A 14,212-nucleotide genomic window follows, 5' to 3' on the forward strand; every position below is an offset into this window, starting at 1 on the left:
CTGGGGCACAATTGCGGCTTTCTTAGGTCTGATCGGCTTCATATGCTGTTTTTCGGCAGTTGCCGCAGAAATCTTCACCATGACGTGCCAATCCGCTTTGACCTGCCGCGAAGGCTGTGGCGCCTGCTGCATCGCGCCGTCGATTACCTCCCCGCTGCCGGGAATGCCCGCTGGCAAGGCCGCAGGGCAGGCATGCGCCCAGTTGCTGCCCGACATGCGTTGCGCGGTGTTTGGGCGGTCCGAGAGGCCGGATTTCTGCGGCGGGCTGCGTCCGTCGCATGAGATGTGCGGCGATTCGCGTGAGGCGGCGCTGCTGTGGCTGACGCGGCTGGAAGCGATGACCGCACCGGCATCCCGTTCGGATGGTGGCCATGCTTGACGGAGGTAAATCGATGATTGGCACAACGCGCCGGCGCTGGCTGGCGGCTGCGGGTGTCGCGGCGCTTGCCACGGCCGGATGGCTGGGTGGATGTAGTGTGTTCCGCGACGAATACACCTTCTCGCAAAGCCAGTTGCAAGTGGCGCTGGAGAAGAAATTTCCGTTCAACAAGCGGTATATGGAGCTGTTCGATATCCAGCTTGCCAATCCGCAGCTCATGCTCGACGCCACGCGCAATCGCGTGACGGTGGCATTCGATGCGACGATCGACAATCGCCTGTTCTTCCGGCAGCCGTTGACGGGGCGCTTCGCGCTTGACAGCGCCCTGCGGTACGACCAGCCAACGCGGTCCCTGGTCCTGCAGGACCCCGAGGTCAAACAGTTCGACGTGCAGGGGCTGCCAAGCCAGTTTTCTCGCCAGCTCAATGCGCTTGGCGGTATTCTCTCGGAGCAGTTGCTGCAGGGCTATCCGCTCTATACGTTCAAGCCGGAACAGCTTCGGCTGGCCGGCACTAACGTCGAGCCCGGTACAATCACGGTCCTGCCGGACGGTATCAACGTCAAGATTAATCGGCCATAAATCCGAATCAACAATAATGCTCGTGCCCGCGCCCATACCGGCGGGTCTTGCGCAGACTTTTCGCGCCTCCCTCTCCTGATTCCGCATGGATATTGCACTCGCCCTGAAAGCCGTCATCCTTGGCATTGTCGAAGGACTGACCGAATTCCTTCCCATCTCCAGTACTGGCCACCTGATCCTCGCGGGTCAGTTGCTCGATTTCAACGATGAGAAGGGCAAGATTTTCGAGATCGTGATCCAGTTCGGCGCCATCCTGGCCGTTTGCTGGGAATTCCGACAGCGCATCGGCACCGTGATCAGCGGCCTGGCCAGCGATGTCAAATCGCAGCGCTTTGCGGTCAACGTGATCGTGGCCACGATACCGGCCATCGTGCTGGCCCTGGTCTTCGGCAAATGGATCAAGGCCCATCTGTTCAATCCGATCACCGTGGCGACGGCGTTCATCATCGGTGGCGTGGTGATCCTGCTGGCCGAATGGCGCGAGGCGCGTCGCGGCACGGTGTCGGCCCCACAAGGCAATGCGTTGCTGGAGGCCGCCAAGGCGGGCGCGCCGCGCATCGAATCGGTGGACGACCTGAACTGGCGCGATGCGCTGAAGGTGGGTCTGGCCCAGTGCTTCGCGCTGGTGCCCGGTACCTCGCGCTCCGGTGCGACGATCATCGGCGGCATGCTGTTCGGTCTGTCGCGCCAGGTGGCCACGGAGTTCTCGTTCTTCCTGGCGATTCCGGTGATCTTCGGCGCCACGGTCTACGAACTCTACAAGGCGCGTGCGCTGTTGTCCGCTGACGATCTCGGCATCTTCGCGGTGGGCTTCGTTTTCGCGTTCCTGTCGGCGTTCCTTTGCGTGCGCTGGCTGCTGCGTTTCGTGGCCACGCATGATTTCAAGCCATTCGCGTGGTACCGCATCGCCTTTGGCATCATCGTGCTCCTGACCGCGTGGACCGGGGTCATTTCCTGGCACGCCTGAGCGCTTGAGCGCCAGAATGTGAAAGAGGGGCAGTCGCCCCTCTTTCACATTCTGGCTTACTTCTTCCGGAACACCACGTCCCACACGCCATGACCCAGGCGCAGACCGCGCTTCTCGAACTTGGTCACCGGCCGATAATCCGGCCGGTCCGCAAATCCCCCATCGGCCTTCGACGTATTCTCCAGCGCCGGTTCGCCGGATAGCACCTCCACCATCTGGTGCGCATACTCTTCCCAGTCTGTCGCGCAGTGAATATAGCCACCGGGCTTGAGGCGGCTGGCCAGCAGCTTCACGAGCGGCGGCTGCACCAGACGGCGCTTGTTGTGACGCTTCTTGTGCCACGGATCGGGAAAGTAGATATGCACGCCATCTAGCGAGTTCTCGGTGAGCATGTGCGCGACGACTTCGACCGCGTCGTGCTGCATGATGCGCACGTTCGTGAGTTCGCGCTCCCCGATCAGCTTGAGCAGGGCACCAACCCCGGGCTCGTGCACCTCGCAACCCAGGAAGTTGTCCTGCGAGCGGAGGCCCGCGATATGCGCCGTGGTCTCGCCCATGCCAAAACCGATTTCAAGGATCGACGGAGCCTCGCGCCCGAATGCGGCGGTCCAGTCCAGCGGCTCGGGCTTGTATGGGGCGATGTAGGTCGGTCCCAGCTCGTCCATCGCCCGTTGCTGTCCCGTCGAGGTACGCCCGGCGCGCCTGACGAACGAACGGATTCGGCGCGGGTGCGCGACATCATCGCCCGGGTTGGAATCGGCGGTGGAAGTGTCGGCAGACTGCCCAGGGGCGCCTTTGGCGTCGTCGCCCGGCAGCGGCTCGGTGATGGTGTCTTGGGGAAGCATGGCAACAAAAAACCGCCGGGCGGATCGCCGATCATCGCTTCGATCGGGTGCCAGAGGCGGCTTGCGTAGTAAGAGTGGAGCGGGCGATGGGAATCGAACCCACGTCTTTAGCTTGGGAAGCTAAGGTAATAGCCATTATACGACGCCCGCGGAACCGCGATTTTATGCGGGATTCCAAGATGGATGCAAGTATGAGACTTGTGCGCCGTGCGTGAAAGTGTCGAGTATGCTACTTGCGAGTGGTGTCGAACGGCCTTGCACCAAGTTCAGTAGGACCAGACCTAATCGCCGCGACCAGACTTGACAAGTGGAGTTGGGCGCTCCTGCACTTCTAGGTGAGTTTTATGTACACTAATATCAGCGCTGCACTCAACATGTTTGCTGTCCTAGGCAAGCGTCCGGAGTACTACTATGTCGCTCGGTTTGGCTGTACTAATTGTCGGCTTCCCTCTCTGTGCTTTTTTTATCTGGGTAGCTAAGAACGGGATTCGGGCTGAGCAAGCCGAATGGGAGGCGCGCGTCGAATTCAAGCGCAGCTGCGAATGTCAGTGCTGCCACTGTGGTAGGGAATTCGGTCGAAGTGAGGAACGTAGCGGCAAGGCGCCCTCATCAATCTCGCAATAGAATTCGCATCAGTCGGCGCTCCAGTGGCCCGAAGAACGGGTATGTAAGACATGCCGCCTGCTGCGCTTGAGAGGCTTGCCAAGGCGCCCTTTGTGCGTTATCTTTGCTTCACACTCGCGTCAATGACGCATCGACTCGCGACCTAGGTCGCAAATTGTACGCGCCTGCCGCGCCTTTCCGGAAGTTCGCAGGTTGCGGCGTATTAATCGGCGATGATTTCTTGTGAGCCTCTGCGGCTCCGTGAGATCCTTTTGTCCCGCATCCCTTCTACGGAGTGCTTGTAAAAGCATGGCGGATGCGAATTCGTCTGTTGTGTAGTTATTCCGGCTTCGCACTCCTTAGTGGAGCGCAGCTGAGGATGTACTGCCGACCGCCTGTTTTTAGTGGTGTTTCTTGTTCCCTTGGCGTCCTAGTGCAAGATTTTTCTTGGCATAGGGTTCATCGGCTGCTCTATAAGTCAGTGCAATGCTGGCGATCTGCCCGCCGTTGAGCGGGCAGGATACCTTTCTTCGCTTTCCGACCTTCCTCCCTTTCCTGTTCGTGGACATAACTGCAATCAGTTTCGCGTCTGGATTTCATTAAATCTCCCATTCCCGTCTAACGCAGGGCGCGCCCATTGCGCCATCACCCCAACAGGGCCTTGTTCTCGGGTTTCCCCGAGCAGAGGTGGACATATCGTCCCCAGAGTCCTCCTGCGCTCTCCCCAAGCAGGTATCCGACAGCCGGCACTCTTTGCTGTCTTCGGTTGGAAGGCTGTCAAACGCGTCTTCTACTCGCGCTTGCGCCTTCGGCGGCATCCATCTGCTCGGAACGCCATTGTGGGCTCAACGGGACACATTGGCCGGCCAGCTGCGCCGCAGCACTTGTTTGCCCGTACTGATGCCTGAGGACATCAGTGCCAGGACTGGTCTAGCCAGTCGCAGTTAACACTGACCAAATAAGTAATGTTGCGAGTAACGTGAGGATTCAAATGAAGATCGATATTTTTTTAGACTTAATGCGAATGGTTGATCGCAATCGAGATGGCTCCTTCTCAACTCAGGCCGCTCGTAGAGAGGTCTTGGCGCAAGTGGCTCACGACCTTAAGGATATGGGCTATCGAACTCTTCCGGCTACGGGTTTGAAGCCGAAACACGTGCGTGCGCTGGTTGCTCGATGGCAAGAATCTGGAGTCGCTGTGTCGACGATGAAAAATCGTATGTCGTATGTGCGCTGGTGGGCCGAAAAGGTGGGTAAGGAAAACTGCGTGCCACGCACGAATGCGGAGCTTGGAATTGGTAAGCGAAGATTTGTGACGAATGTCTCCAAGGCCATAACTCTGAGTTCTGGAGATTTGCGAAAAATTTCTGATGATCGTATTCGTTGCTCTGTGGAGCTTCAGAAAGAGTTTGGTCTGCGCCGTGAAGAGTGCATAAAATTTCAAATCAAGTATGCATTAAACGGTAAATCTACTAATGAGGTAAAAGAGATTCATTTGAAGCCAACTTGGTGTAAAGGAGGGCGAGCGCGTGTTGTACCTGTCACAACGGAGGAGCAGCGTGACTTGCTTGCTCGTGTACTAGTATTGTGCGGAAGCGGCTCAATGATTCCGGAGCATCTCAAATATGTTGAGCAGCTCGGCCGCTACATCAGGGCAACCCGCAAGGCGGGGATTTGTAAATTGCATGGTCTCCGGCATGAATATGCCCAGCGGCGCTATAAGGAATTTACGGGATGGTTGGCGCCAGCTGCAGGTGGTCCGGGGTCATCCCACCTTACGCCTGATCAGCGTTTGGTGGACCATATTGCTCGGCTCAAGATTTCGGCTGAGCTGGGACATAACCGCGAAGCAATTACCGCTGTTTATTTGGGTCGCTAAAAATTTCCAATAGAAATTGGATACCATTAATATGGCAGAAATTCTAGAGTATCAGTTACTGCAACTCCTCGCTATGCGAGCGGTATATTTGGTTGAAGTTATACATGGCGAGCAGGCGTGGTTTGTGCGTGTCAATGGAGGGCAATGGCTCCGATCCGCTCGCAAAATTCCGCACCAGTTTGACAATTTGGAGAGAACGATGGCATATCTGCAAGACATAGGCTGCAAGCGGGTCATGGTAGACCTCAGTAGCTGGCCAGAAATTCCTGGTCGTGAAGTCCTACCTGCTACCGTGCCACCTCGGTGTGACGGCTGGCGTCTTTAACACTGGCGAGGCGCATATTGGGGCTGGTAGGCGTCAGTGACGAAAAGGCTGTCTGATGCGCCCACGCACTGAGGAAGCGCGTGGCCTTCTATTCTTAGGCTATTCTCCTTGATGTGGACGCGGCGTAGCAATCCTCGGCGGGCACTTTTAGGCAGCGGCGAGCGTCGCAGGCAAGCGTGCGAGTGCCTTGGTATAGCCAACTGCAATTATGTAAGGCTGTTTGGACAATCAGTCTGCTCATGATCGAGGGCTGCTTTGCAGGCAACCAAGTACTCTCACTATTCATCTTATCGTGCATCCAGACCCTGCCCAACGCTTCAATGCCGAGCTCCTTCCCCGTATCGTCGAGCGGGTCCAACGGCTTTCCCACGGGACGCTGCTTGCCGACGTTCTTCCCCCAGCCTCTCCCGACCTGCCGGCACGCCTGCGCATCTGGGCGCCTCCGCGAAGTGGCGGCGGACGGTATGCCTGTCCGTTGGACATTACGATGTCTTGGGACAGCTATGAGGTCGACCGGCTGTTCGGACCGGGTGGTGACCTGCGGTTTGCCGAATATTTGGACGCCTTGCCGGGCAAGCTCGATGCCTGGCAGGAGGCGCGGCAGATCGACTTTGGTTCGCGCACGCAGGCCGACCCCACCGTATTGCTTGGCGGACTCGACTTCGAGCATCTGCATCAATAGCGGTTGTTGTGCGCGAGAGTTGTTCTGTATGTGCCTACGGTTGTGGTGGGCTACCAATTGCTATGGCAGCGAATGCATAGAAAACTTCGAGCTACTCAGCTATCCCTCGTGCGAGTTCTTCTACTACGCGCTGGTGCATGTCCTTTGCCTCTTCCCAGGTCAGCGAAAGATAAATTCCCTTAATCGAGCCGCTGACGTGTGTCACAAATTTTGGTGGATCTTCATTTTTCCGACTTCCCCAACCGGAAAAATATGTCCAAACTTCGATCGCTAGCTCAGGCAACGTGTCCTTGATCTGCCAGCCTTTTCCCTCGAAGTGCTCCCAGCGAGCATGTTCCTTGAAGTCGTAGACGCGCATGGGTCGACCTGCTTGGTCCAAAACGTAGAAGCGGCTGTAGCCATACCCAATTGGTGAGGGCTCATATCCGTGTACAGGTTCTGGAGGGCGAGGAGTCGGTAAGAGGCGAGGCATCTTTGCAGTAGACAACTATCACGGCGTGGGTACCGCGAGACGGAAGCAATCTTCAACGTAGCATTGACATTATTTTATATTGTACGATGCCTTTCGTCATGCCTTGACGCGGAAGGCTGATCACATTGTTTCCAGGGTAATCAACGGGGTCGATTTTCAAGATTATCTGCGACAGCGATTGTGATTCGCCTACCGTAAAACCGAAAGTCTACAGATCGCGCGTTCCCTAGTACCAGCTTTTATCCATCGCAACCCTTGGCTATGATGAATTGCATTCGGCAAGCCTAACCAAGGCTCCACGCAATAGAAGTCAGAGTCGTCGCGTTCCGTCCATGAGATGACGGCGTACCAGGGAGTGAAGGCCTCGTCGTTCAGCGCGATTTCGATCGTGCGTGATGGCATGGTAAGGCGAGCGGAGCCCTCGGCGCGCAGGGCGTGAAACGTGTCCTGCAGGCGTGGATCGTCGACGGTGTATGTGTTATTGCCAGCCTGAGGCGTGGTGAGGCTGCCATCGTCGTTTTGGCGCATGCGTTCGGCCGGGGGCATCGACAATTGGCTCTGCGCGCGCTGTTCGTGTGGCAGAGCGAAGTAGAAGTGGTGGCCAGCATAGTAGGGCAGGGTTTGCGTACCCGTATTGTGGGTGTCGAGAACTGCTTCGAGTCCGTCCGGGGCCAGGCGATAGGTCACGGTGAATTCGAACTCGTAAGGATAGCCCGGGCGAGTGGCATCGGACGACGTCAACGTCAGGCTTGCGGCAGAGTCCGAAACCTCGGTGACCGCAAATGGCAGGTGGCGCGCGAAGCCATGTTGCGGCAGGGTGTAAACCGTTCCATCGCGGTCGTGCCATTTGCCAGCTTCGCCATCGACAAAATGCCGCCCGATAAACGGAAACAGCAACGGATTGCCACCACGGATCTTGGCTACGCGCGACCAGTCGGCGTCATCGGGCCAGAACAGGATGTCCTGCCCATGATGGACCCAGCGCACCAGCCGGCCACCATGCTCGGGGGCGAGCAGCAGATAGCTGTGGTCGTTACCGATCCTGAGAAGATCCTGGCCCTGGTATCGCTGCGTGGAGGTGGTGGGCATGTCGACTGCGGAAGATAGGGGGGAAACCGAAGGTTAGCACCCTGCCTCTTTGGCTCATTTCGTCGGCCCATGCAGGCGCCATCGCTCAACCAAACATCTCGTCGCTCATGTGGATGGTCTCTCTCAGCAGCGGGTAGACCTGCGATTCCCAGCGTTTGCCGTTGAACACGCCGTAGTGGCCTACGCCGGTCTGGATGTGGTGCATCCGCATATACGGGCGCAGGCTGGCGCAGAGGTCCTGCGCGGCCATGGTCTGGCCGATGGCGCAGATGTCGTCGCGCTCTCCTTCCACGGTCAGCAGGGTGGTGCGGCGGATCGCGTCGGTCGATACGCGCCGCCCCGCCACGTCGAGCAGTTTCTGGGCCAGCAGAAAGCGCTGGAAGACCAGGCTGATGGTCTCGAGATAGAACTCGGCCGTCAGGTCCATGGTCGCGAAGTACTCGCTATAGAACGTCTGGATTTCATCGGCCTTGCCATGCTCGCCGCGCGCACGCAGGTCATACAGATCACGCAGCGCCTGTTCGTGGCGCTCGCGGTTCATGCTCATGAACGCGATGAGCTGGACGAAGCCCGGATACACGCGTCGCAGCGCGCCGGCGAAACGCAGCGGCACGTATCCGATCAACGTGTTTTCGAACCACTCGATCGGGCGGCTGGTAGCCAGCGCGTTGACGCGGGTGGGATTCACGCGCGCATCGATCGGGCCCGCCATCAACGTCAGGCTCGGCGGCTGTGCCGGGTCGCCGTCCTCGGCCATCAGCGCGACGGCCGCCAGCGCGGCGACAGTCGGCTGGCACACGGCCACGACATGCGTGTTGCCACCCAATACGTGGAGGAACGTGATCAGGTGATGCACGAATTCGTCGAAGCCGAATCGGCCACAGATGAGCGGGATGTCACGAGGGTTATGCCAGTCGGTAATGTAGACGTCATGGTCGCGGAGCATCGTTTCCACGGTACCGCGCAGCAGCGTGGCGAAGTGGCCGGACATCGGCGCCACCAGCAGCACACGCGGTTGCTGGGGCGCGCCCTCGCGGCGAAAACGCAGCAATGTGCAGAACGGCGTACGTATGACGATTTCTTCGGTCACGGGCACATACTCGCCGCGACCATTGATACGCACGCGGTCGATGCCGAAAGGAGGGCGGTAGTGAGTCAGACGTGCCAGTGCCAGCACTTCGCACCAGGCGCGTAGCGCGCGCAGCGTCTCGCTGTTGTCGGCGCGACGGTATCCGGAAATGAGCGTGGAGGCGATGTCGGCCAGCGAGCAGGCCGGCTGCATCATATCCGCGTAGAGCTGATAGGTCTGGTAGAGCATGGCTCGGTCCCCCCACGTCCGTCGAGCCCCATTGCCGCAATATATATGCCACGGGCGTCGATGTTGGCACGCCGTTTGCAAATTTTGTCTGGCTTGGTGGGTGAGGGCACGCAAAGGGTGCGGAGTGGCGGAGCGGCCCCGTAGCGGCGGCGACAGGCGGCCTCGCACTGGTGCCGGACCATATGCCAGCACGCACCGCGCGGGTGCGTGCTGGCATATGGTCCGCTCGCCGCCGATACTGCAAGCGAACATCGCACAATGCCCCGGGGGCAGAGGAGGCACGATGTCGAAGACGACGCTGACGATCAGCAGCAAGACGTATTCGTCCTGGTCACTGCGTGGATGGTTGCTGGCCCGGTTTGCGGGGCTTGAATTCGAGGAGGTGCTGGTGCCGCCGGATGACCCGGCCGCGCGGGCGGAGATCCTGCTGCTGTCGCCGTCGATCCTGGTGCCGTGCTTGCGCCATGAGGGCGTGACCGTCTGGGACACGATGGCGATTGCGGAGTACCTCAACGAGATCCGGCCAAAGGCGAAGCTGTTGCCGGACGATCTGGTCGCGCGCGCCCACTGCCGCGCGATCTGCGGCGAAATGCACTCCGGCTTTGCCGCCATGCGCGCGGCGCTGCCGATGAACCTGAAGGGGCATTTCCCGGGGCTGAAGGTCTGGTCGCGCGCGCAGGCCGATATCGACCGCATTACCGCGATCTGGGCGGAGTGCCTGCAACGCTACGGCGGTCCTTACCTGTTCGGGAAGCGCCGCACCATTGCCGATGCGATGTACGCGCCGGTGGTGACGCGTTTCATCACGTACGGCGTGAAGCTCGATGCGCCGCTAGTCGAGTTCTGCAAGACGATCCTGGCCATGCCCGAGATGCAGGAATGGATTCATGCCGCCCGCGAGGAGCCCGACGAGATCAGCGAACTCGACGTCGAGTTCTGACGTAGCGCCTTACGCCGGCTGCGCCGCGCGCGTCAGGTAGTCCTCCGCATACGCGAAATACCACGTCAGGCACTCGGGATTCGCCATGGCATCGCGGTTGGCGATCTTCTCGGGTGCATGACCGAGCAGCAGCTTCTTGATCGGCACTTCCATCTTTTTGCCTGAGAGCGTGCGCGGCACGCCGGGCACCTGCAGGATCTCGTTCGGCACGTGCCGCGACGACAGCGCAACGCGAATGCGCGCGCGCAGGGTGTCGCGCAGGGCATCGTCCAGCGCCATGCCCTCTCGCAGCACCACGAACAGTGGCATATACGATTCGCGGCCGAGGTATTCGAGATCGACCACCATGCTGTCGAGCACTTCGGGCAACTCTTCCACCACGCGATACAGCTCGCTCGTGCCCATGCGGATGCCGTATCGGTTGATCGTCGCATCGGAGCGACCGTAGATGATGGCGCCGCCGCGCGGTGTGATGCGAATCCAGTCGCCGTGGCGCCACGCGTTCGGATAGGTGTCGAAGTAGCTGTCGCGGTAACGCTTGCCGTCGGCATCGCCCCACAGGAACAGCGGCATGGATGGCATCGGCTCGGTGCAGACCAGTTCGCCCACCTCGTCGATCAGTGGCTTGCCGTTGTCGTCAAAGGCTTCGACCTTGGCGCCCAGGCAACGGCACTGCATTTCGCCCTGATAGACCGGCAGCAGGGGGCATCCGGCCACGAACGATCCGGCGAAGTCGGTACCGCCGGACATCGGCGCCAGCCAGATGTCGGCGCGCACATGCCCGTAGATCCAGTCGTACGCTTCCTCCGGCAGCGGCGATCCCGTCGAGCCCAGACCGCGCAGGCGCGACAGATCGGCGATCTCCGCCGGTTCTACGCCCGCCTTCATGCAATTGGTGAAGAATGCAGCGCCGGCGCCGAACATCGTCACACGCGCCTGATCCACGAATCGCCAGAGCACGCCGGCATCGGGCCACGCCGGGTTGCCGTCGTAGAGCGCGATGGTGGTGCCCAGCAGCAGGCCAGCTACCTGCGCATTCCACATGATCCAGCCGCTGCTGCTGTACCAGTGAAACACATCATCTGTGCCCAGGTTGTTGTGGAATGCCATCAGCTTGAGCTGCTCGATCACAATGCCGCCGTGCCCGTGGACGATTGGCTTTGGCATACCGGTGGTGCCGGACGAATAGACGATCCACAACGGATGATCGAATGGGACCGGCGTGATCTCGAGCGGCACGTCGTGCGCCAGCACGTCGCTCCAGGTGTGGCGCCGGGCATGTGGCTCGGGCGTGACGTTGCTGCCGATCGACGGCACGATCACGAGGTCGGTCAGCGAGGGCAGCGCGGCAACCAGATCGGCGACCACAGGCGCTCGATCGTACGTCTTGCCGCCGTATCGGTAGCCATCGACGGCGATCAACACCTTGGGTTCGATCTGGCGGAAGCGGTCGATCACAGCCACCTGGCCCATGTCCGGCGCGCAGCCCGACCAGATCGCGCCCACGCTGACAGTTGCCAGGAATGCGACGATCGTTTCCGGCACGTTGGGCAGGTAGCCAGCCACGCGGTCACCGCGCGTGACGCCCATCTGGCGCAAGGCGTGGGCAACCGAGGCGACTTGTGATTCCAGCGTGTCCCAACTGATATCGGCTAGCGGTTGCGCCTCGCCGGCATGGCGAATGGCGGTGCGCTGGCGTGCCAGGCCGGTGCCGGCGTGGCGGAAGATCTGCTGCGCGTAGTTGAGCGTCGCGCCCTCGAACCAGCGCGCGCCCGGCATGGTGCGGCGATCCAGCACACGCTGCGCGGGTGTGTCGAAGCGTACGTCGAAGTAATCGACGATGGTCTGCCAGAACGCTTCGATGTCGGTGACCGACCATTGCCAGAGGCTGGCGTAGTCACGGAAGTCGAGGCCGCGCGCGCCGCGCAACCACTTCATATATGCGGCCAGATGGCTGCTTTCGGTGAATGCCGCGGACGGCGTCCATGCCGGCTGGCCGGCCTGGGTTGCAAGCGTCATTTGTCTCCTCCGGAGCCCGTCTGCGCGGGCCATGAGAGTGTTGTCTTGGATTGCCGGTCAAAAAGCGATGATAGCGGGCAATCGCGCTACTTGCCGGGGCCTTCCTCGAACAGCGAGCCCCACATCTGATCCACGCGGGCCTTGATCTCCGGGGCCATGGTGATCGGGGTGCCCCATTCGCGCGTGGTTTCGCCGGGCCACTTGTCGGTGGCGTCGATACCCATCTTCGATCCCAGGCCCGAGACCGGCGAGGCAAAGTCGAGGTAGTCGATCGGCGTGTTGTCGACCATCACCGTGTCGCGGGTCGGGTCCACTCGCGTGGTGATCGCCCAGATCACTTCCTTCCAGTCACGAACGTCGATGTCGTCATCCACCACGACGATGAACTTCGTATACATGAACTGGCGCAGGAAGCTCCACACGCCGAACATGACGCGCTTGGCGTGGCCGGCGTACTGCTTCTTCATGCGGACCAGTGCCATGCGGTAGCTGCAGCCCTCCGGCGGCAGGTAGAAGTCGGTGATCTCGGGAAACTGCTTCTGCAGCAGCGGCACGAACACCTCATTCAGCGCCACGCCGAGCACGGCCGGCTCGTCGGGCGGCTTGCCCGTATAGGTGGAGTGGTAGATCGGGTCGCGCCGCATCGTGATGCGATCGATCGTGAAGACCGGGAACCAGTCCTGCTCGTTGTAATAGCCGGTGTGATCGCCATACGGGCCTTCCAGCGCGTGCTGGTAGCCGGACGGGTGGTTCGGATCGGGCTGGATGTGGCCCTCGAGGATGATCTCCGCCGATGCGGGCACCGACAGTTCGGACAGCGTAGGCGTGATACAGCTGGCCAGCGCGGTGCGGCTGCCGCGCAGCAGGCCGGCGAATTGGTACTCGGAGAGTGTGTCGGGCACGGGCGTGACGGCCCCGAGGATCGTGGCCGGATCGGCGCCCAGCGCCACGGCGATCGGAAACGGCTTGCCCGGGTTGGCCAGCGCGTGCTCGCGGAAATCGAGCGCGCCGCCACGGTGGGCGAGCCAGCGCATGATGACCTGGTTACGGCTGATGACCTGCTGGCGATAGATGCCCAGGTTCTGGCGCTTCTTGTGCGGGCCCTTCGTCACGACCAGGCCCCATGTAATTAGTGGTGCCGCATCACCGGGCCAGCACGTCTGGATCGGCAGGCGCGCGAGATCGACGTCGTTGCCTTCCCAGACGATCTCCTGGCACGCGGGGCTGTTCACGCGCTTGGGCGCCATGTCCCATACGGACTTGGCCAGCGTAAACAGTTTGCCGGCTTCACGCAGGCCGCGCGGCGGCTCCGGTTCCTTGAGGGCCGAGAGCACGCGACCAATGTCGCGAAGATCCTCAAGCGACGATGCGCCCATGCCCTGCGCCACCCTCTGTGTCGTGCCGAACAGATTTGCCAGGACAGGCACTTTATAGATATCGCCATTGTCACGGCGCGGTTGCTCGAACAGGACGGCCGGGCCGTTTGCGCGTAGCAGGCGGTCGCAGATCTCGGTCATTTCGAGGTTCGGTGACACCGGTGCTGCCACGCGTTTCAGCTCGCCACGCTGCTCGAGCTGGCTCATGAAATCGCGCAAGTCTTTGTATTGCATAGTGAAATCGATTTGGGGTGCGGTGTCGCGAGGGGTCATGGCGCGACGTTTCCAATGTGTGTGACGATACACACGCCACCGCAAAGGCGCAAAAAAATCGTGCCAGCGACTGAGTTGAAATTGTAAGTAAATTGCGAGTTCGGTCAGGTCGGGGAGGGGGAGCAATACTAGGCCCGGCTTATGATTCCGGGTTTGCGGGTGCGCTGACGGCCGCCCGGAGGCCGCTGTTACATATATATAAAAGTAGTGTTAATTTGTTTTGTTATGCTTGACGGGTTATAAAAGCGTTCCTACAATCCGGTCTGCTCTTCGAGGTGTTGCGCCGCAACATGGCTTTTTGTCCTCTGTCAATAGGATGTCTGCCGAATCGCTGCGAATACAACACCTCAATTGATTGCGATCACGAGGCTGCCGGGAGTGGCCCGATCGACGATCACCCTGGCGGGATGCCGGGGCATGAATGAGTGCTTAGTGGCAGGGTGCGGCTCCCCAGGTTCGTACCCT

Annotated in this window: 12 protein-coding genes and 1 tRNA gene; 6 read left to right on the forward strand and 7 right to left on the reverse strand. The window is 60.3% G+C overall.

Features of this window, described 5'->3' with window-relative positions; translation table 11 throughout:
• The first annotated feature begins 79 nt into the window (after positions 1-79).
• The 3 genes from B2246_RS25645 (at position 80) to B2246_RS25655 (ending at position 1,926) form a co-directional block, all read left to right on the forward strand.
• Positions 80-379, forward strand: a complete 300-nt coding sequence (locus B2246_RS25645; protein ID WP_035884761.1) for a YkgJ family cysteine cluster protein — start codon at positions 80-82, stop codon at positions 377-379.
• Positions 380-392: 13 nt separating this feature from the next.
• A complete protein-coding gene (locus B2246_RS25650; RefSeq protein WP_035884762.1) occupies positions 393-959 on the forward strand; it encodes a DUF1439 domain-containing protein in 567 nt (188 codons plus the stop codon).
• 85 nt (positions 960-1,044) lie between these two features.
• Positions 1,045-1,926, forward strand: coding sequence for an undecaprenyl-diphosphate phosphatase (locus tag B2246_RS25655; protein WP_011517276.1), 882 nt, complete (start codon positions 1,045-1,047; stop codon positions 1,924-1,926).
• A gap of 56 nt (positions 1,927-1,982) precedes the next feature.
• Here B2246_RS25655 and trmB read toward each other — a convergent pair whose 3' ends face one another.
• Complete coding sequence (trmB, locus tag B2246_RS25660) at positions 1,983-2,771, reverse strand: tRNA (guanosine(46)-N7)-methyltransferase TrmB (protein ID WP_035884763.1); 789 nt, start codon at positions 2,769-2,771, stop codon at positions 1,983-1,985.
• A gap of 75 nt (positions 2,772-2,846) precedes the next feature.
• A tRNA-Gly gene (locus B2246_RS25665) sits at positions 2,847-2,921 on the reverse strand.
• 1,444 nt (positions 2,922-4,365) lie between these two features.
• Between B2246_RS25665 and B2246_RS25670 the strand changes: the two genes are divergently transcribed.
• Entirely contained in the window at positions 4,366-5,253 is an 888-nt protein-coding gene (locus tag B2246_RS25670) for a phage integrase N-terminal domain-containing protein (RefSeq protein ID WP_080709906.1), read from the forward strand.
• 617 nt (positions 5,254-5,870) lie between these two features.
• The gene (locus tag B2246_RS25675; protein ID WP_035884764.1) at positions 5,871-6,260 is read left to right on the forward strand and encodes a DUF5594 family protein; all 390 of its coding nucleotides are present in this window, start codon (positions 5,871-5,873) and stop codon (positions 6,258-6,260) included.
• A 91-nt stretch (positions 6,261-6,351) separates the two neighbouring features.
• On the opposite strand, the gene B2246_RS25680 is transcribed toward B2246_RS25675, so the two are convergent.
• The 3 genes from B2246_RS25680 to B2246_RS25690 all read right to left on the reverse strand — a co-directional run bounded on the left by B2246_RS25680 (position 6,352) and on the right by B2246_RS25690 (position 9,139).
• Complete coding sequence (locus tag B2246_RS25680; RefSeq protein WP_035884765.1) at positions 6,352-6,618, reverse strand: hypothetical protein; 267 nt, start codon at positions 6,616-6,618, stop codon at positions 6,352-6,354.
• 303 nt (positions 6,619-6,921) lie between these two features.
• Positions 6,922-7,821, reverse strand: a complete 900-nt coding sequence (locus tag B2246_RS25685; protein WP_035884766.1) for an aldose epimerase — start codon at positions 7,819-7,821, stop codon at positions 6,922-6,924.
• An 85-nt stretch (positions 7,822-7,906) separates the two neighbouring features.
• Positions 7,907-9,139 (reverse strand): polyhydroxyalkanoate depolymerase, encoded by a 1,233-nt coding sequence (locus B2246_RS25690; protein ID WP_035884767.1) that lies wholly within the window; start codon positions 9,137-9,139, stop codon positions 7,907-7,909.
• A 283-nt stretch (positions 9,140-9,422) separates the two neighbouring features.
• Here B2246_RS25690 and B2246_RS25695 point away from each other — a divergent pair, with 283 nt between their 5' ends.
• Positions 9,423-10,079: a glutathione S-transferase family protein gene (locus B2246_RS25695; protein ID WP_008642239.1), complete on the forward strand. Its 657-nt coding sequence runs from the start codon at positions 9,423-9,425 to the stop codon at positions 10,077-10,079.
• Between the two features lie 9 nt (positions 10,080-10,088).
• Here the strand turns inward: B2246_RS25695 and B2246_RS25700 are convergent, their stop codons facing one another.
• Together B2246_RS25700 and ubiD are read right to left on the reverse strand one after the other, a co-directional pair.
• Positions 10,089-12,098, reverse strand: a complete 2,010-nt coding sequence (locus B2246_RS25700) for an acetoacetate--CoA ligase (RefSeq protein ID WP_011517271.1) — start codon at positions 12,096-12,098, stop codon at positions 10,089-10,091.
• Positions 12,099-12,184: 86 nt separating this feature from the next.
• Positions 12,185-13,708, reverse strand: coding sequence for a 4-hydroxy-3-polyprenylbenzoate decarboxylase (gene ubiD, locus B2246_RS25705; protein WP_035884843.1), 1,524 nt, complete (start codon positions 13,706-13,708; stop codon positions 12,185-12,187).
• Positions 13,709-14,212 lie beyond the last annotated feature (504 nt).

It is taken from the genome of Cupriavidus sp. UBA2010, from assembly GCF_002335265.1.
Lineage (GTDB): Bacteria > Pseudomonadota > Gammaproteobacteria > Burkholderiales > Burkholderiaceae > Cupriavidus > Cupriavidus metallidurans.